13 protein-coding genes and 1 tRNA gene are annotated in these 18,913 nt (G+C 66.0%); 13 read left to right on the top strand and 1 reads right to left on the bottom strand.

Features of this window, described 5'->3' with window-relative positions; genetic code table 11:
* Window positions 1-25: 25 nt before the first annotated feature.
* The 5 genes from PY310_RS02830 (at window position 26) to PY310_RS02810 (ending at window position 6,273) form a co-directional block, all read left to right on the top strand.
* Window positions 26-931 carry a TatD family hydrolase gene (locus PY310_RS02830; RefSeq protein ID WP_275212638.1) on the top strand — a complete coding sequence of 302 codons (906 nt, stop codon included), beginning with the start codon at window positions 26-28 and terminating at the stop codon, window positions 929-931.
* Between the two features lie 281 nt (window positions 932-1,212).
* Window positions 1,213-2,373 (top strand): resuscitation-promoting factor, encoded by a 1,161-nt coding sequence (locus PY310_RS02825; RefSeq protein ID WP_275212637.1) that lies wholly within the window; start codon window positions 1,213-1,215, stop codon window positions 2,371-2,373.
* A 202-nt stretch (window positions 2,374-2,575) separates the two neighbouring features.
* Complete coding sequence (gene rsmA / locus PY310_RS02820) at window positions 2,576-3,448, top strand: 16S rRNA (adenine(1518)-N(6)/adenine(1519)-N(6))-dimethyltransferase RsmA (protein ID WP_275212636.1); 873 nt, start codon at window positions 2,576-2,578, stop codon at window positions 3,446-3,448.
* Complete coding sequence (locus tag PY310_RS02815) at window positions 3,445-4,407, top strand: 4-(cytidine 5'-diphospho)-2-C-methyl-D-erythritol kinase (RefSeq protein WP_275212635.1); 963 nt, start codon at window positions 3,445-3,447, stop codon at window positions 4,405-4,407. Before rsmA ends, PY310_RS02815 begins: the two co-directional genes overlap by 4 nt.
* A gap of 39 nt (window positions 4,408-4,446) precedes the next feature.
* On the top strand, window positions 4,447-6,273 hold the full coding sequence (locus tag PY310_RS02810; RefSeq protein ID WP_275212634.1) for an ABC-F family ATP-binding cassette domain-containing protein: 1,827 nt from the start codon (window positions 4,447-4,449) through the stop codon (window positions 6,271-6,273).
* 475 nt (window positions 6,274-6,748) lie between these two features.
* Here the strand turns inward: PY310_RS02810 and PY310_RS02805 are convergent, their stop codons facing one another.
* Window positions 6,749-7,375: a TetR/AcrR family transcriptional regulator gene (locus tag PY310_RS02805; RefSeq protein WP_275212631.1), complete on the bottom strand. Its 627-nt coding sequence runs from the start codon at window positions 7,373-7,375 to the stop codon at window positions 6,749-6,751.
* A gap of 162 nt (window positions 7,376-7,537) precedes the next feature.
* Between PY310_RS02805 and PY310_RS02800 the strand changes: the two genes are divergently transcribed.
* The 8 genes from PY310_RS02800 (at window position 7,538) to PY310_RS02765 (ending at window position 18,893) form a co-directional block, all read left to right on the top strand.
* A tRNA-Gln gene (locus tag PY310_RS02800) sits at window positions 7,538-7,609 on the top strand.
* 110 nt (window positions 7,610-7,719) lie between these two features.
* Window positions 7,720-9,195: a bifunctional UDP-N-acetylglucosamine diphosphorylase/glucosamine-1-phosphate N-acetyltransferase GlmU gene (glmU, locus tag PY310_RS02795; protein ID WP_275212630.1), complete on the top strand. Its 1,476-nt coding sequence runs from the start codon at window positions 7,720-7,722 to the stop codon at window positions 9,193-9,195.
* A 3-nt stretch (window positions 9,196-9,198) separates the two neighbouring features.
* Complete coding sequence (locus PY310_RS02790; protein ID WP_275212629.1) at window positions 9,199-10,179, top strand: ribose-phosphate diphosphokinase; 981 nt, start codon at window positions 9,199-9,201, stop codon at window positions 10,177-10,179.
* A gap of 216 nt (window positions 10,180-10,395) precedes the next feature.
* The gene (locus PY310_RS02785; RefSeq protein WP_275212628.1) at window positions 10,396-10,980 is read left to right on the top strand and encodes a 50S ribosomal protein L25/general stress protein Ctc; all 585 of its coding nucleotides are present in this window, start codon (window positions 10,396-10,398) and stop codon (window positions 10,978-10,980) included.
* Window positions 10,981-11,060: 80 nt separating this feature from the next.
* A complete protein-coding gene (gene pth / locus PY310_RS02780) occupies window positions 11,061-11,651 on the top strand; it encodes an aminoacyl-tRNA hydrolase (protein WP_275212627.1) in 591 nt (196 codons plus the stop codon).
* A 116-nt stretch (window positions 11,652-11,767) separates the two neighbouring features.
* Complete coding sequence (locus tag PY310_RS02775) at window positions 11,768-14,500, top strand: LuxR C-terminal-related transcriptional regulator (RefSeq protein ID WP_275212626.1); 2,733 nt, start codon at window positions 11,768-11,770, stop codon at window positions 14,498-14,500.
* A complete protein-coding gene (locus tag PY310_RS02770) occupies window positions 14,487-17,159 on the top strand; it encodes a helix-turn-helix transcriptional regulator (RefSeq protein WP_342755730.1) in 2,673 nt (890 codons plus the stop codon). The genes PY310_RS02775 and PY310_RS02770 overlap by 14 nt, the downstream gene beginning before the upstream one ends.
* A gap of 408 nt (window positions 17,160-17,567) precedes the next feature.
* The gene (locus tag PY310_RS02765) at window positions 17,568-18,893 is read left to right on the top strand and encodes a SufS family cysteine desulfurase (protein WP_275212624.1); all 1,326 of its coding nucleotides are present in this window, start codon (window positions 17,568-17,570) and stop codon (window positions 18,891-18,893) included.
* The last annotated feature ends 20 nt before the right edge of the window (window positions 18,894-18,913 follow it).

The following is an 18,913-nucleotide window of genomic DNA, read 5'->3' as shown; positions in this document are numbered from 1 at the left end:
TATCCTCCGGCGCTAGGGTTGAAGGATGTGCAATCCGCTGATTCCCGCCGCCTACCGCGCCGCCGCGGCCGACACACCGGCCGGTTCCGCCCAGCAGAAACGCCCGGACTATCCGCCGGCACCGGAACCTCTCCCGGTCCCGGTGATGGACAACCACACACACTTCGGTTTTCCCGACGGCGCGAGCCCGGTGGCCATTGCCGCGGCCTTGGACGCGGCCGCGGCCGTGGGGGTGCAGGGTGCCATCCAAGTGGGCACGGACCTTGAATCATCCAGGTTCACCGTCCAGGCCGTTGACTCGGACAGCCGGTTGCTGGGGGCGGTGGCCCTCCACCCCAACGATGCCCCCGACTATGCCGGGCGCGGTGAGCTGGAGGAAGCGCTGGCGGAGATTGAACGGTTGGCGGCGCACCCCCGGATCCGGGCCATTGGAGAGACCGGCCTTGATTTCTTCCGCACGGAGGGGGAGGGCCTGGCCCATCAGCGCTATTCGTTCCGCCGGCACATCGACATTGCCAAGCGGCTGAACCTGACCCTGCAGATCCATGACCGGGACGCTCATCACGACGTTGTCCAGGTGCTTCGGGAGGAGGGGGCCCCCGAGCGGGTGGTGTTCCACTGCTTCTCCGGCGATGAGGAGCTTGCCAGGATCTGCAATGAGGCGGGCTGGTACATGTCCTTCGCGGGAACACTGACGTTCAAGAACGCCGCCAACCTTCGGGCCGCGCTCGCCGTGGCGGAACCGGACCTGGTCCTGGTGGAAACCGACGCTCCGTTCCTCACCCCGCACCCGCACCGGGGCCGTCCGAACGCCAGTTACATGGTGCCCTACACCGTCCGGGCCATGGCCGACTTGACAGGAACGGACCTCGCCGGGCTCTGCGGGACGATCGCCCAAAATACCGTGCGCGCGTACGGTTCCTGGGCCTGACGGGCTCCCTTCCACGGCGTCTGTCGAGCATACTAAGTATGCTAATTTCTTGGTCGCTTTATAACGCTACGGTTACAGTGGAAAATTATTAGCCGGGGTCGGGGAAGGCCTACGGATAATTTCACTTCACTCGCAGAAGACCAGGCAAGCCACCGATGCTGCCTGTCCTCAGAGAAAAGTGTGGCGGCGCATCGATGCCCGGAGCTGTCCCTTGGGGCCTGCGCCGGCTATTTCACTGCGTTTTTCCCCGTGCCCGGACGGATCAAAAGTTATGGGCAATCGTGGTCAAGCTCTTCACAACGGACGGCAAGTTCAGTTTCATCAAAATCGGCACCCAACTTGTGGTGCTCTGCGCGCTGGTGGCAGGCCTCGTGGCCTTCGTCGGAAATAACAAAACCGTTACCCTCAATGTCGACGGAAAAGTGACTTCGGTCCAGTCCTTCGGCGGCACGGTTGGCCAGGTAGTGAGAAGCGCAAACGTGGAATTGAAGCCGTCCGACCGCGTCTCGCCCTCGGCGGACGTCAAAGTGGAGAACGGCACGGTCATCAACGTCAACATGGCCAAGGCCGTGAAGGTCAGCCTGGATGGTGCGGAGAAGACCGTCAGCACCACGGCGCCGGACGTGGCCGGCTTGGTCACCGAGCTCGGCGTGGCAAACGCCTCCTCGGTTTCCGCCCCGAAGGATGCCCAGCTTGCGGTTGCGGGTTCCTTCGTTTCAATTTCGACGCCGAAGAACGTCAGCGTTGTTGCCGACGGCAAGGTCGCCACGGCCACCACGACGGCGGGAACCGTCGCCCAGGTGCTCGAAGACGCAGGCATCACCCTCGGCGTCGACGACCGGACGTCCCAGCCCGGCAACGCGCACGTTGTGAACAACATGGTTGTGAAGGTCTCCCGCGTGGATACCAGCCAGACTGCCGCCACCTCTGAAGAAGTGGCCTTCGACAGCCTGAGCAGCGACAGCCCTGAGTTGTTCAAGGGCGAGAAAAAGGTCACTCAGGCCGGCGTGCCCGGAAAGGTCGACAGGACCTTCAAACTGGTCCTGGTGGACGGCCGTGAAGCTTCCCGGACGCTGGTCTCCGAAGCCGTCTCGGTCCAGCCTGTGACGGAGCAGGTCGCCGTGGGCACCAAGCCGAAGCCGGCCCCGGCTGCACCTGCCGCGGGCACCAATACCGGTGCTGCAGCCCCGGCCATGATGAACGAGGCCATGTGGGACAAGATCGCGCAGTGCGAATCCACCGGTAACTGGTCCATTAACTCGGGCAACGGCTACTACGGCGGCCTGCAGTTCAACATCCAAACGTGGATCGGCGCGGGTGGCGGGGCTTACGCCCCCAACGCCAGCCTGGCCACCAAGGCACAGCAGATCGACATCGCCAACAAGGTTTACGCGCAGCGCGGCCTGCAGCCGTGGGGCTGTGGCTGGGCCGCTTCAAGCTAGACGCCCCGCCAAGCCCTGTGCCGGCGGCAGCTGACCACAGCCGCCAGGTGCACGGGCCTGTACTACAAGGGCATCAGTGGCCGGCTCCGGGAATTTCCCGGGGCCGGCCACTGCCGTTAACCCGGGCAGGCGTGAGCCCGGGATGCTGCGGAATCACGACAAAGCGGGCAGCGGGGAAGGGCCGGCGGGATAGGATACCTACGTGACTGAACCGACTGCCGCCGCGCCCGCACCCCTCTTCGGCGCTTCCGACATCCGCCGACTGGCAGAGGAAATTGGCATCCGGCCCACCAAGACACTCGGCCAGAACTTCGTCATTGACGGCAACACCATCCGCCGCATTGTCTCGGTGGCCAACATCGGGGCGGATGAGACGGTCCTGGAAGTCGGCCCCGGCCTCGGTTCGCTGACGCTCGGCCTGCTGGACGCGGCGAAAGCGGTAGTCGCCGTCGAAATTGATCCGGTCCTCGCCGCGAAGCTCCCCGAAACCGTGCGCGCCTGGCGGCCCGGGGCCGCCGACTCCTTCCACCTTGTCCAGGCCGACGCGATGAAGGTCACCGCCCTGCCCGTCGAGCCCACCGCCCTCGTAGCGAACCTTCCGTACAACGTGGCCGTGCCCGTGGTCCTGCACCTGCTTCAGCACTTCCCGAGCCTGCAGCACGGACTGGTGATGGTCCAGGACGAAGTGGCGGACAGGCTGGCCGCCGGGCCCGGGTCCAAGACCTACGGCGTGCCGTCCGTCAAGGCCGCCTGGTACAGCAGCATGCGCAAGGCCGGAGTGATCGGCATGAACGTCTTTTGGCCGGCGCCCAAGATCCACTCCGGCCTCGTAGCCTTCACCCGCCGGGAACCGCCCGTCACAACGGCCACCCGGCAGCAGGTGTTCGCCGTGATCGATGCCGCCTTTGCCCAGCGCCGCAAAACGCTCCGGGCGGCCCTGGCAGGCTGGGCCGGCGGCGCTGCGGAAGCCGAGCGCTGCCTGGTGTCCGCAGGCGTGGACCCCACAGCGCGGGGCGAAGTCATCGACATCCACGCGTTCGCACGGATTGCCGAAGCCCGGGAGGCGACAGCATGAATGCCCTGGCCGGACGGTTCCCCGCGCGGACGGTCCGGGTGAAGGCGCCCGGAAAGGTCAACGTCTCCCTGGACGTGGGACCCCTGCGGCCCGATGGATACCACTCAGTGGCCAGCGTCTACCTCGCGGTGTCCCTCTATGAGGAAGTTGCCGCCACCAGTACCCAGACGCCCGGGATCACGGTCAGCATCAGCCCGGAAAGCACCCTGGACCTGGACGGGGTGGACATCCCGCTGGACGAAAACAACCTGGCCTACAGGGCCGCCGCCATGATGGCCGATGTATCGGAGCACGCCACGGGCGTCCACCTGGAGATCACCAAGCGGGTCCCGGTGGCCGGCGGCATGGGCGGCGGCTCGGCCGACGCCGCCGCCACCCTGCTGGCCTGTGATGCCCTGTGGAACAGCGGCCTGTCCAGGGACGAACTGGCGCACATCGCGGCAGACCTGGGCGCCGACGTCCCGTTTTCGCTCCTCGGAGGCACCGCCGTCGGGCTCGGCCTGGGTGACGAACTCTCACCGGCGCTGGTGAAGGCACAAACTGACTGGGTGCTGGTGGCAGCCGACTACGGCCTGGCCACCCCCGAAGTGTTCCGCACCCTGGACCGGCTCCGTGATGCTGAAGGCCACGAAGCAGCCGAGCCGACGGCGGTGGATCCGCGGATCCTGCAGGCGCTCCGCGGAGGCGATGCGGTGGCCCTCAGCAAGGTCCTGGTCAACGACCTCCAGCGTGCCTCCATTGAACTTGCCCCCAAGCTCCGCCATACCCTGGGACGGGGTGAAGCCCTCGGCGCCCTCGCGGGGCTTGTCTCCGGTTCCGGTCCCACCGTGGCGCTCCTGACCCGCAGTCCGGCCGCAGCAGACAGCCTGGCCGAGGACCTGCGGCATTACGGCCTCACGGCGTTTCCCGTGCACGGGCCCGTTCACGGCGCCCGCATCATCTCCGATACGCTCCTTTAAGCGCCCGATACTTTACCCAGCAGCAGAAAGCAGTCCCCTTTGGCACACCTTCTTGGCGGCGAGAACCTCACAGTTTCGTACGCAACGCGCACCGTCCTGGACGGCATCACCCTTGGCCTGGAGGAGGGTGACCGGATTGGGATGGTGGGCCGGAACGGTGACGGCAAATCGACCCTCATGCGCCTGCTTGCCATGCGGTCCACCCCGGATTCCGGCAGGGTCACCAAGCGCAGCGAAGTCAACATCGGTTACCTGGACCAGAGCGACGTGCTCGACGGCGACCTCACCGTCGGCGCCGCGATCGTGGGGGACCAGGCCGACTATGAGTGGGCCCGCAACCCGCAGATCCGCGAGGTCATGGGCGGCCTGGTGTCCGACGTCGACTGGCACGCCAACGTCCATGCCCTCTCCGGCGGACAGAAACGGCGTGTGGCCCTGGCCAAGCTCCTCATCGAGGACCATGACGTGATCATGCTCGATGAGCCCACCAACCACCTCGACGTCGAAGGCGTCGCGTGGCTGTCCAGGCACTTGAAGACCCGCTGGCGCCCCAACCAGGGCGCCTTCCTGGTGGTCACCCACGACCGCTGGTTCCTCGATGAAGTCTGCACCAAGACGTGGGAAATCCACGACGGCATCATGGATCCGTTCGACGGCGGCTACGCGGCGTACGTCCTGGCCCGCGCTGAGCGCGACCGGGCAGCGTCGGTCACCGAAGGCAAGCGCCAGCAGCTGGTGAAGAAGGAACTCGCCTGGCTGCGCCGCGGAGCCCCGGCCCGCACGGCCAAGCCCAAGTTCCGCATCGAAGCCGCCAACGCCCTGATTGCCGACGTCCCGGAGCCCCGCGACTCGACGGCGCTGAGCAAGATGGCCACGGCCCGGCTCGGCAAGGACGTCCTGGACCTCGAGAACGTGTCCCTGGACTTCCTCGGCGGCGACGCCGGCCAGAAACTTTTCGACAACATCACCCTCCGCCTTGCCCCGGGGGAGCGGCTGGGCCTGGTGGGCGTCAACGGCGCCGGCAAGACCACACTGCTGAAGCTCCTGAACGGTGAAATCCAGCCGACCACCGGCAAGGTCAAGCGTGGCAAGACCGTGGTCACCGCCGTGCTCACGCAGGAAGTCAAAGAGCTCGACGACGTCTCGGACCTCCGCGTCATCGAGGTCATCGAGCGCGAGAAGCGCTCCTTCAACGTGGGAGGCAAGGAGTTCACTGCCGGCCAGCTCGTGGAGCAGCTCGGCTTCACGAACGAGAAGCAGTGGACCCCGGTCAAGGACCTCTCCGGCGGTGAGCGGCGGCGCCTCCAGCTGCTCCGCCTGCTCGTGGGTGAACCCAACGTGCTGATGCTCGATGAGCCCACCAACGACCTCGACACGGACACCCTCGCCGCCGTCGAGGATGTCCTGGACGGCTGGCCCGGCACCCTTGTGGTGGTCAGCCACGACCGTTACCTGCTGGAGCGGGTCACGGACCACCAGATGGCGCTGCTGGGCGACGGCAAGATCCGTGCCCTGCCCCGCGGCGTGGACCAGTACCTGGAACTCCGCGAATCAGCCCTCGCCGGGTCCACCATCACCGGCGGCGGCAACCCCGTGACCGGCGCCAGCGGCAGTTCCGCACCTGCGGCAAGCGGCGCTTCCGAGGCAGCCAAACGGGACGCCCGCAAGGCCAAGAACCGCATCGAACGCCAAATGGGCAAGCTGGAGCAGGCCGAAAAGAAGATCCACGACCAGATGGTCAAGAGCACGGCCGACTCCGACTTCGACGCCCTTGCCGAGCAGAACAAGAAGCTCAAGGACCTCGCCGGCGAACGAGAAGGCCTCGAACTCGAATGGCTCGAGGCCCTGGAAGTACTCGGCGAATAGCTGTCCGTTGGGTGGCCGGTGCTGTTTGGGTGCCGGTCCTCCCGCGTTCGTGTGGGTTGGGTGCCGCAGGCGGCCCTTCGGCGTCGCTTAGACACAGCACATAGGGAGCGCTCCGGTCGCGGGGCGACCTCCACACTCCGATGTGCCGCGATGCGCTCCTTTCCGAAGGCCCGCCTCCGGCGAATGGAACTCACCTTCCCGAAGGATCACCTCCCGACAACAAACCTCACCGCCAGTCATGGAACAGTACCCGCGCGGAACGTTCGGCAGGGGTACTCGTGACGGGCGCCCCAACGCGCGTGTTTGAGAATTGCATTTCGCGGCGAAAGGTGCGCTGTGAGCCTCAGTGATTGGGGTGCGGAGAACATCAACTGGACCTGCGCCGCGAAGGTGACAACGGACGACGTCCACGGGCCACCGCGCCGCGAAGGTGACCGGGGAGCTTGAGAGGGCGACCAAAACCGCGTGAACAAGATCAACCGTCGGACATTAGCTCGGGGTCCTTTTTGAGGCCGGTCAGGCCGTTCCAGGCGAGGTTCACCAGGTGGGCGGCTACGGTCTGCTTGTCGGGCTGGCGGCTGTCCTGCCACCACTGGCCTGTCATGGCCACCATGCCCACGAGCATCTGGGCGTACATGGCACCGTCGGCCGCGCTCAGGCCACGGCGGTCAAATTCGTCAGACAAGATGTGTTCAACCCGGGCTGTGATGTGCGAGAGCAGGGTGGAGAAGGCGCCTTCGGGCTGGGACGGGGGAGCATCCCGCATCAGGATCCGGAACCCTTCGGTGTGGTCTTCGATGTAGGTGAGCAGGGCGAGTGCCGCGCGTTCGACGAGAATGCGGGGCTTCGCTTCCTCCGTCAGGGCTGCCGTGATGACGTCCAGCAGGATCCGGAATTCGAAGTCCACCACCTGGGTGTAAAGGCCTTCCTTGGAGCCGAAGTGCTCGTAGATCACCGGTTTGGAAACCCCGGCGCAGGCCGCGATTTCCTCGATGGTGGTGCCGTCGAGTCCTCGGGCGGCGAAGAGGCCGCGGCCGATGTCGATCAGTTGGCTGCGCCTCTGTACGCCGGTCATCCGTGCCCGGGGTGGGTTGTTACTCACATTTCCATCATGCCTTAGGGCCGCCGGCCGGCGCGGTTGAAACGGCTGCGAGGGTCTCCGGGAGCGCCCCTGGGGGTGCACCGGTGGGTGCCCGTGTCGCGGGCTGCCCTGAACCCATGGCAAAATAACTACTTGTGCCTTGGCCTTGCGCCTCTGGCACGGTCCGCCCTGGTGTAATGGCAGCACCCCGGCCTTTGGAGCCGTGGAGTATAGGTTCGAATCCTATGGGCGGAACTGCTGTGCGGAAAGCCGTCCAGTAGTATGAACTCGGTGCCCCGCCAGGCTTGTGGCCGGCCAGGCACCGCACCCAGCGCCACGCGCAACCAAGCAAGGAGAGCCCGTACGTGATCCCCGAGAATACCGGCCCAGCCGCCGTCATCGTTCTGGCAGCAGGCGCCGGTACCCGGATGAAATCCCGTACCCCCAAGATTTTGCATGAGATCGGCGGCCGCTCCATGGTGGGCCACGCGCTCCTCGCAGCCCGCAGCATCAACCCCGGCCGGTTGGCCCTGGTGGTCCGCCACGAGCGCGACCTGGTTGCCGGCCACCTGAACGAGTTGGACCCTGAAGCGCTGATCGTGGACCAGGATGACGTGCCCGGTACCGGCCGCGCCGTCGAGGCCGCACTGGAGGCCCTGGACGCCCGGGAGAAGCTCGAAGGCACCGTGGTTGTTACTTACGGTGATGTTCCCCTCCTGACCGGTGGCCTGCTGGCCGACCTGGTGGCCACCCACGAACGTGAGGGCAACGCCGTTACGGTGCTCACCGCCCTGCTCGATGACGCCACGGGCTACGGCCGGATCCTCCGCGGCGATGACGGCTCGGTCACCGGCATCCGCGAGCACAAGGACGCCACCGAAGCAGAACGCCTGATCCGTGAGGTCAATTCCGGAATCTACGCCTTCGACGCCGCGGTCCTCCGCGACGCGCTGGTGCACGTCACCACGGACAACTCCCAGGGCGAGAAGTACCTCACCGACGTCCTGGGCCTCGCACGGCAGGCAGGCGGCCGGGTGGCCGCCGTCGTCACCGAAGACCGGTGGCAGGTGGAAGGCGCCAATGACCGGGTACAGCTCGCCGCCCTTGGCGCTGAATTGAACCGCCGGACGGTCGAAGCCTGGATGCGCGCGGGAGTGACCGTTGTTGACCCCGCCACCACCTGGATCGATTCCGGGGTGGTCCTGGACGAGGACGTCCGCATCCTCCCCAACACGCAACTGCACGGCGCCACCAGCGTGGCTAGGGACGCCGTCGTTGGCCCCGACACCACCCTGACCGACGTCCAGGTCGGCGAGGGCGCCACGGTGGTCCGCACCCATGGTTCCGGCGCCGTGATCGGCCCGCGCGCCGCCGTCGGCCCCTTCACGTACCTTCGCCCCGGCACGGTCCTGGGTGAGAAGGGCAAGATCGGTGCCTTCTACGAAACCAAGAACGTCACCATCGGGCGGGGATCCAAGCTGTCCCACCTCGGTTACGCCGGCGACGCCGAGATCGGCGAGGACACCAACATCGGCTGCGGCAACATCACCGCCAATTACGACGGCGAGAAGAAGCACCGCACGGTGATCGGCTCGGGCGTCCGTACAGGTTCCAACACGGTGTTCGTTGCACCGGTCACCGTGGGGGACGGTGCCTACAGCGGCGCCGGAGCGGTGATCCGCAAGGACGTCCCGGCCGGCGCGCTCGTCCTGTCCGTTGCCGCCCAGCGCAACGCCGAAGGCTGGGTTGTTGCCCACCGCCCCGGCTCGCGCTCGGCAGAGCTCGCCCAGGCTGCGTCAGACTCCTCACATACCCCAGCATCCACAGAAGAGGGCAAGTAAATCATGAGCGAAATTACCGCACACGGCGAGAAGAAGCTGGTGCTTGCCGCCGGGCGGGCGCACCCGGAACTGGCGCGGGAAATCGCGAAGGAGTTGGGGACTGAGCTGCTGCCCATTGACGCCTACGACTTCGCCAACGGGGAAATCTATGTCCGCGCCGGCGAAAGTGTCCGCGGCACCGACGCGTTCGTCATCCAGGCCCACCCGGCGCCACTGAACAACCACCTGATGGAACAGCTGATCATGATTGATTCGCTGAAGCGTGCCTCCGCCAAGCGGATCACGGTGGTATCGCCGTTCTACCCGTACGCGCGCCAGGACAAGAAGGGCCGCGGCCGCGAACCCATCTCCGCCCGGCTGGTTGCGGACCTGTACAAGACCGCCGGCGCTGACCGCATCATGAGCGTTGACCTGCACACCTCACAGATCCAGGGCTTCTTCGACGGCCCCGTGGACCACCTCATGGCCATCCCCCTGCTGGCGGACTACATCCGGACCAAGGTGGGCGCCGACAATATCACGGTTGTTTCCCCGGACACCGGCCGCGTCCGCGTCGCCGAGCAGTGGGCAGAGCGCCTGGGCGGGGCCCCGCTGGCGTTTGTGCACAAGAGCCGCGACCTCACCGTGCCCAACCAGGCCGTATCCAAAACGGTCGTGGGCCAGGTCAAGGGCCGGACCTGCGTGTTGATCGATGACATGATCGACACCGGCGGCACCATCTCCGGAGCGGTCCAGGTGCTCATGAATGCCGGTGCCAAGGACGTCATCATCGCCGCGACGCACGCAGTGTTCTCCGACCCCGCCGCCCAGCGGCTCGCCGAATCCGGTGCCCGTGAAGTGGTGGTCACCAACACCCTGCCGATTTCCTCGCACCAGCGCTTCCCGCAGTTGACGGTGCTGTCCATCGCGCCCCTGATCGCCCGCGCCATCCATGAAGTGTTCGACGACGGTTCGGTCACCAGCCTGTTCGACGGCAACGCTTAAGCAGGACTTCCGTCCGGCGCCGGTCCCGTTTTCAGTATTAGGGCCCGGCGCTGGTAAGCTTTTTGACGATACCTTGGCGAGGGAGAACAGTCTCCGTTATCGACTGGGTCTGAATCTCCCTTCTGGAAGGGCGCCACACCTGGCCGCCCGGCGTTGAAGGTCGCAACAGACCTCCGCCCTTGCTGAACACCACGTAGATTTCCAGAGGAGACACCCATGTCTGAGCAGAAGCTCGCAGCAGAAGTACGCACCGAATTCGGCAAGGGCTATGCCCGCCGCGCCCGCATGGCCAACCTGATCCCCGCCGTCATCTACGGCCACGGCGCCGAGCCGATCCACATCACGCTGCCTGCCAAGGCCACCACCCTGGCAGTCCGCACGGCCAACGCCCTGCTGTCCCTGGACGTCAACGGCGAAGATCACCTGGCCCTGGTCAAGGACGTCCAGCGCGACCCCATCAAGCAGATCATCGAGCACATCGACCTGCTGACCGTTCGCAAGGGCGAGAAGGTCACCGTGGACATCCCGGTCCACGTTGTTGGCGAACTGGCCCCGGGCAACGTCTTCAACCAGGAACTGACCGTCATCTCCCTCGAGGCCGAGGCAACCCACCTGCCCACCGGCATCGAGGTAGACATCGAAGGCCGCACCGCCGGTCAGCACATTCTCGCGTCCGACCTGGTCCTGCCGAAGGGTTCCGTGCTGCTGGCAGACGCCGACGCCCTGGTCATCAACATCTCCGAGGCCACCGAGGTCTCCGACGAAGAGGCCCAGGCTTCCTCTGAAGCCGCTGCCGAGTAACACCCGCTCAGTTTGCAGCCGTGGCCGGGCCCCGTCGGGGTCCGGCCACAGCCGTGTCCGGACCACTTTAGGATGGAACAATGACTGACACCTGGCTGATTGTCGGCCTCGGAAACCCCGGAGCCGAATACAAAGGCAACAGGCACAACGTTGGCCAGATGGTTCTTGACGAACTCGCCGGCCGGCTCGGCGGAAACTTCAAAACCCATAAAGCCCGGGCCCAGGTCCTCGAAGGGCGGCTGGGGATTGGGGGACCGCGAGTGGTGCTCGCCAAGCCAATGAGCTACATGAACGTCTCCGGCGGCCCCGTGGCCGCCCTGTCGAATTTTTATGACATTGGACCGGACCGGGTGGTGGCGGTGCACGATGAGATTGATATCCCGTTCAAGACCGTCAGGCTCAAGTGCGGCGGCGGCGAGGGCGGCCACAACGGACTCAGGGATATCTCCAAAGCACTCGGCACCAAGGACTACCTGAGGGTCAGGGTGGGGGTGGGCCGCCCGCCGGGCCGCATGGATACCGCCGACTATGTGCTCCGTGACTTTGGCAGCGCCGAGCGTAAGGACCTGCCGTTTCTGCTGGATGAAGCTGCGGATGCGGTGGAGATGCTGATCAGGGAAGGGCTGACCGCGGCGCAGCAGAAGTTCCACCCCGCAAAGACCGACGTGTAGTAATCGGACGAAAAACCCCGAATCACTGTTCAGCCTTCCTTGCCTGGGGGTAGTCTGCTTAACAAGCGGGGGGCGATGGGGCTTGTTCCCGCTTATTGGACGTAGGGGATAAGTTCATGTCAATCGAGCCACTCAGCTGGGAACGTGGGTCACAGCTCAATGACCCTGATGTGCGGACGGAAAACGTCGGCATGTCAGAGGCGCAGCGATGGTCTGCGCCGGCACGAAGCGCAAATCTTGAAGCCGTTCGCACGGCGCTGACCAGCGCCGGCTCCCTCGGGGTGGTCATCACCGGCGGTCGCGGCGTGGGTAAATCATCCTTGGCGAGGACGGCCGTTTCCGAGCTTGGCCCCGATGTCTGGTCCCTGCAGCTCCGTTGCGGGACCGCCACGGGGGATACTCCGTACGGGTGCCTGGCCTTCCTGCTCGCGCGTCTTCCGCAGGCATACATGGGTTCGCCCACGGCCATTCTGCGCGGCATAACGTCCCTGATCCGCAGTGACGCCGCCGGCCGCCAATGCGTGATCACCCTGGATACTGCAGGCACCATCGATGACATGAGTGCCGGCGTCCTGCTGAACATCCTCCTCACCGGAACCGCGCGCATTGTCGCCGTCGCGCCCGGAATCAGTGATCTTCCGGCGGATTTCCATTGGCTCCTCACGGACCGCCGGCTGACTGAGGTCAGGCTGGACAACCTCAATGAGCTGCAGACCCGCCAGGTGCTGCTGTCCTTGCTCGGCAGCCGGGTATCCGCCTCCCTGGTCAGCACCTTCCACACCATGGTGGGAGGGAATCCATTGCTGCTCAAGGCACTGGTGGCCGAGCAGCAGCAGTCCGGAAACCTGGTGCTCTCAGACTCGGTATGGACCTTGCGGGACAAAGTGGTGCTCGACGGCGCGGCGAGCCTTGAGGACATTGTCCGGTCGCGCTGGTCCCGGCAGTCTCCCCAGGAGCGGGAGGTCATCGAAATGCTGGCCTGCGCCCGGCGGGTGGAGCTCTCGCGGCTCACTGCGGTGTACGGTGCCGGCATCGTCGCTGACATGGAGGACGCCGGGCTGCTTGAGATCGACGCGTCGGAGAGCCGCTGGGTTTCGTTGCGGGAAATGTACCTGGGCGACGTTGTGCGCTCGTGGCTCAGCATCACCCGGCGCCGGGAACTGCGGAATCTCCTCCTGGACGGACAGGAACCCGATCCCGCCGGCATGACCGTGGAAGAGCTGATGGCGTTTGCGGCATGGACAAACGAGTGTGAGGCCGAGCTCAGCCCCACCATGGCGCTGGCCGCCGCCAAAGCGGCAGTTCAGCTTTTTGACCCGCACTTCGCCCTGAAATATGCCGAGACGCTCAGGCGCAACGATCCCCAATGGGTGGCCGCCCAACGGCAGAAGGCTGCCGCCTACCTGCTCCTGGATCTTCCCGTCCAGGCGATGGGCGCCCTGGACGACATCTCACAGCCTCAGCTGGACAGCCTGGGCGCACAGGAATACGCCGAAGTCATCGCAGCAAAAGCGCGGGTCATGGTCTGGCTGCCCGACCATGCGGACAGGGTGCCGGCGCTCCTGAAGACGGCGCGGGAGCGGCTGGAGGCTGAGCCTGGGGCGAAGGCATGGCCTGATCCCGTTGCGGCCGCAACGAACCGGATCAGCCTCAGCGAGTTCGAGTACCAGGCGTTCGTGGGAGACTACGCAGCAGCCATCCCCGGCCTGGAGGCTGCTGCTGACGCCGGGTTGAACCCCGATCTGTGGTTCCGGATGAACTCGGCCATGATCCTGATGACTGCCCTCGCCATGACCGGGCGGGAAATGGATGCCCTGAGTCTCATGAGGCAGCTGGGTGGCCAGATATCCGATGCCGGCCACATCGTCGGCCTCCGCGAGACTTTCACCGAAAGGGCCTATTCCGTCCTGCTGACGGCCGGCCAGTGGCACCGCTGCATTGACCTCCTCAATCCCGCCGCCCGGGAGATCCACCAGCTTCCGTACCGAAGCGCCGCCACTGAGCTGGCTGTCGGACTCGCCTACGTCTTTGCCGGACGGGGCGCCGTTGCGTTGGATTCGCTGTTGTCGGCGGTGGCTCAACTTGAGCTTCGGCCGGCCCAGGGCATCCGCCGGGAAGCATACGCAGCCGTTGCTTTTGCTTATGCGCAGTTGGGCAATGCCGGTCAGGCCCGGAAATACCTGGACAAGCTCCAGCGAAGCGGCGGAGTCGCCGATCACGTTACCCGGAGCATCACCGACTTCTGTGCCGACATGGCCGGACGGTGGCTGAACGACACCGAGGCCGTCAACCGGCTGAAGGAGACTGCCCGGCGCGACATCGCGGCCGGGAGGTACACGCTTGCCGGGATCGGCCTGCTGGGCGCCACAGTGCAAGGCACGGAGGCCGACTTCCGCCTGCTCGAAGAGGTGGCCGGCCACCGCCAGGGTCCTCTGGCGGAGATCTCGCGTTTGATTGCCGTGGGCACCCGGACCCATGACGCCAAGACCCTGCTGGCCGGCGGCGAGCTCGCCGCAACCCTGGAGCTGGATGCTGTTGAGGCTCGCTGCATGGCGTTGGCTGTTGACTACGCCCGCCAGGCCGGCGACCCGGCCGCAGCAAGGACTGCCCAGGCACGGCTGGACATCCTGGCTTCCACTGTGGCCAGCCTGCCTATCGTGCCCAGCAGCGGCAGCCCGCTCCTGACCAGCAGGGAGCGGCAGATTGCGCGCCTCGCCGGCAGGGGCGCCTCCAACCGCGATATTGCACTGGACATGGGCGTCTCGGTCCGTACCGTGGAAGGCCATTTATACCAGGTCTTCACCAAGCTGGGAGTTACATCCAGGGGTGATCTGACTGGACTCGTCTAACGGCCACCCACCGAAACCGGGCCGCCTGCTCACGGGGCGGCGGCAGCCGCTGGATCGCATCTGCAATACCATCCGGACCCGAACCAGCCAGGCCGTGTTCCTGATGGCGGGCCCGGGAATCGGGAAGACCGCGCTGGCAGAAGCCATCACCGAGCGGCTGGCCGCTGACATGATCGTTGTTCAGATCCATGGAAGTTCCTCGCTCTCACGCGTTCCCTTTGGGATCCTTGCCCCGTACACCGCGGAGCTGACCGCCGAGGATTCGGTGTCGCCGGTGGCGGTGCTGAGGTCCGTCTGGAGCTATTTCGAAAGGCTCAAAGCGGGCAGGGATGCGCCGCTGCTGCTGGTGATGGATGATGCCCACCACCTGGACGACGCCACTGCCGGCATCGTGGCCGACATGATTTCAGCCGGGTGGGCCAGCGTGGTGGCGGCAGGCAGGCCGCGGCCCGGCCTGCCCCAGCCCCTGGCGCAGCTTTGGTATGACGGCCTTGCCGATCGTGTTGACCTTCGTCCGCTGAACCGGGAACAGATCGAAGAGGTTCTCGCCCACGCCCTGGACGGCACCGTTCCTGCCGGAACTGTTGACACCATCTGGAGTGCCTCCGGTGGAAACCCGCGGATCCTCGATGCGCTGCTCCATGACGCCGCGGAAGGGGGCCAGCTCGCCAAACGGAACGGGATCTGGATGCTCCTGGACCCGTTGCCGCCCGACGGGCCGCGGCTGACGAACGTCGTGGTGAAGGACATGCTGCGGCGCACCGCCGCCGAACAGGAAGCCCTGAAACTTATTGCACTGGCAGGGCCAGTGAGCCGCAAGGTTATTGAAGACATCTGCGGCGCCGAAGTGGTGCGCTCGCTGCTGGACCAACAGATGGTGGTGGAGAGTCATGGCACCCCGGCTGACCTTCGCATCTGGAACGCCATGTTCGGCGACGCCCTCCGGCTCACCATTTCCGTGTCGCGAAGCCTGCAGCTTCTCGAAAGGGTACGCGAGCACCTGGCCACATCCCCGGCCGGGTCAGAGGGCCGGCTGAGGGCTGTGGAGTGGGCCCTGGAATGCGGCGTGAAAACAGGGGAGCCGGAACTACTTGAAGCCGCAGGGACCGCGCTGGCCCATTTTAGGAACCGAAGCGTCAGGGCCATGGCGGCCAAGATTACGGACCCCGCACTTGTCCCGGCGGCCCACGCGGTTCAAGCGAGGGCTTTGTTCAACGAGGGGGACTACGCCGGCGCGGCCAAACTCCTGGACGGCTGCTGGCTGCAGCTCGGAGACGGCCCCGGGGCCGCCCCCGCCCTGATGCTGAGGACGCTTGCTCATCGGGCCATGGGAACACCGCTGGCAGCTTTCGCTGCCGACTCCCGCGAATTGCTCCGCACCAGCCCCGCCGAAACCGGCACCGACTCAGCAACGGACTGGCGGGAGCAGCTGCTGCGCATGCTGGAATTCGGCGAAGCGGGGAACTACGCGGCTTTGGAGCATGAGGTCCAGGATCTTCGAAGCCGTAACCCTGGAAGCGGCACCGATCCCGCTCTCCTCACCGTGGGTGCTGCCCTGCTGGCCCAGACCCTGGCAGCAGCCGGACGCGCGGTCCAGGGCCTGGATGCAGGACTCATGGCGGCGTCTGGACTTTCCTCGCTGGACAGCGGAGTTTTCTTCTTCAACGAGTTCGTCCTGGGCCGCCTGGCCGCCGCCTACCTGGCCGTGGGGGACTGGGAATCGGCAGAACGGGAACTGGTGGACTACGCCGCGCGCCAGCCTCGGGACGCAGCAGCTTTCGCGGGCAGCATCCAGGTGCTGCGCGGCTACTCATTGCTGCGGCAGGGCCGGATCGAACGGGCTTACCAGACGCTGTTGCCTGCGGTGGAGACGCTGCGGCTGAACGATCCCGCGCAGGAGTTCCGGTTTGGAGCCGCGCTGGCATTCTATGTGGCAGCGAGGCTCGGTGACGCTGCCCAGTCCAGCAGGCTCGAGCTGGATTACAAGGATTCGCCGCAGGGTTCGGCCAGCCAGGATCTGCTCGCCACGGCCTACGCCGCCGCGGGTTCCGAGTACATCACCCGGGACGGGAAGGGCCTGGCGTCCCTCCACACCCTCGCCACCACACCGGTCGTGTCAGCCCGCAGCGGCACGCTGCTGGAACTGCTGGGCCTGTGCTGGGACCTGGGGGATCATTCGGTGATTCCCCTGGTCCACAACCTGGCAGGCAGCGTCCAGGGCCGTTGGGCCGCGGCGTTCCTCTCGCTGGCTCAGCACTGGGAGTCTGCTGACGCCGATGCCCTGATGGAGATGGCGGCCCGGTTGGAAAACGAGGGCTTCGTCAATGTGGCAAGGGAAGCGTACGCGCGGGCAAGTTCGGTGTTCGAAGCAGCCGGTGAACGCCGGCGGTCCCGCCAGGCCGTGGCCCTGCGGGAGAAGTGCGATCACGAACTGGGCGAGCGGTTCCGGGAGGGCCAGTTCATCGCTGCGGCTCCCACGGTGCGCCTCACCCGCCGCGAACAGGACATCGTGGAGCTCGCCGTCCAAGGGCTCACGGACCGCGAAATAGCCCAGCGGCTCATGGTCTCCGTGCGGACCGTGGAGGGTCATCTGTACCGCACGTACGTGAAGCTCGGCGTGCGGAGCCGCGACGAACTGTCCACGGCCCTGGCCCACTAGAGCGCTCTTGGCCTCTGGTAGCGAGTGGACGGGCCTGCGGAATACGCGTATCAGCGGAGCCTGAGCCGGTAGCCGCACCGTCGAAGTAGAGTACTTCCTACTCGTGCCGCGGGGGTCCCCGTGCGATTAACTTGTGTCGGGAGCAAGGAGCGGCGAAAGCCCTCCTACTCCCACCAGACTTACCAGGTCCTCTCTCCATCAACACTTTCCGGCCTCCGGGCCGGACCGAGACTGGGCCGGCGACGTCAGAGTCTTCTGAGACCGAGGCTCTCCCCCCAGCCGTCGCCGGCCCTCCTATCCGCGGGCTGAAGCCCGGAGCCAGTGTGGCGGCCGTCCCCCCGGGCGGTCGCCACGGTGGTGTTGTGGGACAATTGAATGTCAATCCATTGGCATCTCAAGGAGTTCGCTTTGGCATTCGTAACCACGCCGGCCACGCTGGAACATGCCGTTCCGGCCATGGACAACGCCGAGGTACTCAGAATCAGGAATGACTTCCCGGTGCTTGACCAGCTGGTCAACGGCCAGCCCCTCGTGTATCTGGATTCCGGGGCCACCTCGCAGAATCCCGTGAGCGTCATCGAGGCCGAGCAGGAGTTCTACGAACAGCGCAACGCGGCCGTGCATCGCGGCGCGCACCACCTGGCGGTGGAGGCCACCGAAGTCTTCGAAGATGCCCGCCAGACCCTCGCCGATTTCATCGGGGCGGACTACGCGGAAACAGTGTGGACATCCAACGCCACCGAGGGTCTGAACCTGCTCAGCTATTCGCTCTCAAACGCTGCCCTGTGGTCTGCCCAGGGCCGCGGCGACGCCCGGCTCAAGGAACTTGCTCCCGGCCCGGGGGACCAGATCGTGGTCACCGAAATGGAGCACCATGCCAACCTGATCCCTTGGCAGGAACTCGCTTTCCGAACCGGCGCCACCTTGCGTTACATCCCCATCGATGATGCCGGCGCCCTTCGCCTGGACGTTGCGGCGGAGATCCTGGGCAGCAAAACCAAAGTCCTCGCCTTCACCCATGCGTCCAACGTCCTGGGAACCATCAACCCCGTCAGCGAGCTTGTGGCCCTTGGCCGGGCGGCGGGAGCGCTGGTGGTGCTGGACGCCTGCCAGTCCGCGCCGCACCTGCCGTTGAACGTCAACGACCTCGACGTCGACTTCGCCGTTTTCTCCGGCCACAAGATGCTCGCGCCCACCGGGATCGGGGTGCTGTACGGCAAGCAGGACCTTCTGGACGTGCTGCCGCCGTTCCTCACCGGCGGGTCCATGATCACCACGGTGACCATGGAACGCGCCGAGTACCTGCCCGCGCCGCAACGCTTCGAAGCCGGTACCCAGCGCATCTCCCAGGCCGTGGCCTTGGCCGCTGCCGCCAGCTACCTCACGGAAACAGGGTTGGCCCGCGTGCACCGCTGGGAGGCGGAGCTCGGCCAGAGGATGGTGGCCGGCCTGGAAGGTATCCCCGGAATCCGCGTCCTCGGGCCCGCCGCCGGGGAGGAACGGATCGGCCTGGCCGCTTTCGACGTCGAAGGGGTGCACGCGCACGACGTCGGGCAGTTCCTTGATTCGAGGGGGATCGCCGTGCGGGTGGGGCATCATTGCGCGCAGCCGCTGCACCGCCGCCTGGGCCTGACGGCCACCACCCGGGCCAGTGCCTACCTGTACAACACCACCGATGACGTCGACGCCTTCCTTGAGGCAGTGGCCGGCGTCCGCTCCTACTTCCGCGTCTGACGCGGCCACCGAAGGTATAC

Source organism: Pseudarthrobacter naphthalenicus (assembly GCF_029076445.1).
Taxonomy (GTDB): Bacteria; Actinomycetota; Actinomycetes; order Actinomycetales; family Micrococcaceae; genus Arthrobacter; species Arthrobacter naphthalenicus.
The sequence above is the reverse complement of the archived record's forward strand: the minus strand, read 5'-3'. Positions and strand labels throughout refer to the sequence as shown.

Excerpts from the sequence above, each read along its gene's own strand:
- PY310_RS02775 (WP_275212626.1), top strand. The coding sequence starts at position 11,768 with ATGTCAATCGAGCCACTCAGCTGGGAACGTGGGTCACAGCTCAATGAC.
- PY310_RS02830 (WP_275212638.1), top strand. The coding sequence starts at position 26 with ATGTGCAATCCGCTGATTCCCGCCGCCTACCGCGCCGCCGCGGCCGAC.
- PY310_RS02785 (WP_275212628.1), top strand. The coding sequence starts at position 10,396 with ATGTCTGAGCAGAAGCTCGCAGCAGAAGTACGCACCGAATTCGGCAAG.
- PY310_RS02815 (WP_275212635.1), top strand. The coding sequence starts at position 3,445 with ATGAATGCCCTGGCCGGACGGTTCCCCGCGCGGACGGTCCGGGTGAAG.
- pth (WP_275212627.1), top strand. The coding sequence starts at position 11,061 with ATGACTGACACCTGGCTGATTGTCGGCCTCGGAAACCCCGGAGCCGAA.
- PY310_RS02790 (WP_275212629.1), top strand. The coding sequence starts at position 9,199 with ATGAGCGAAATTACCGCACACGGCGAGAAGAAGCTGGTGCTTGCCGCC.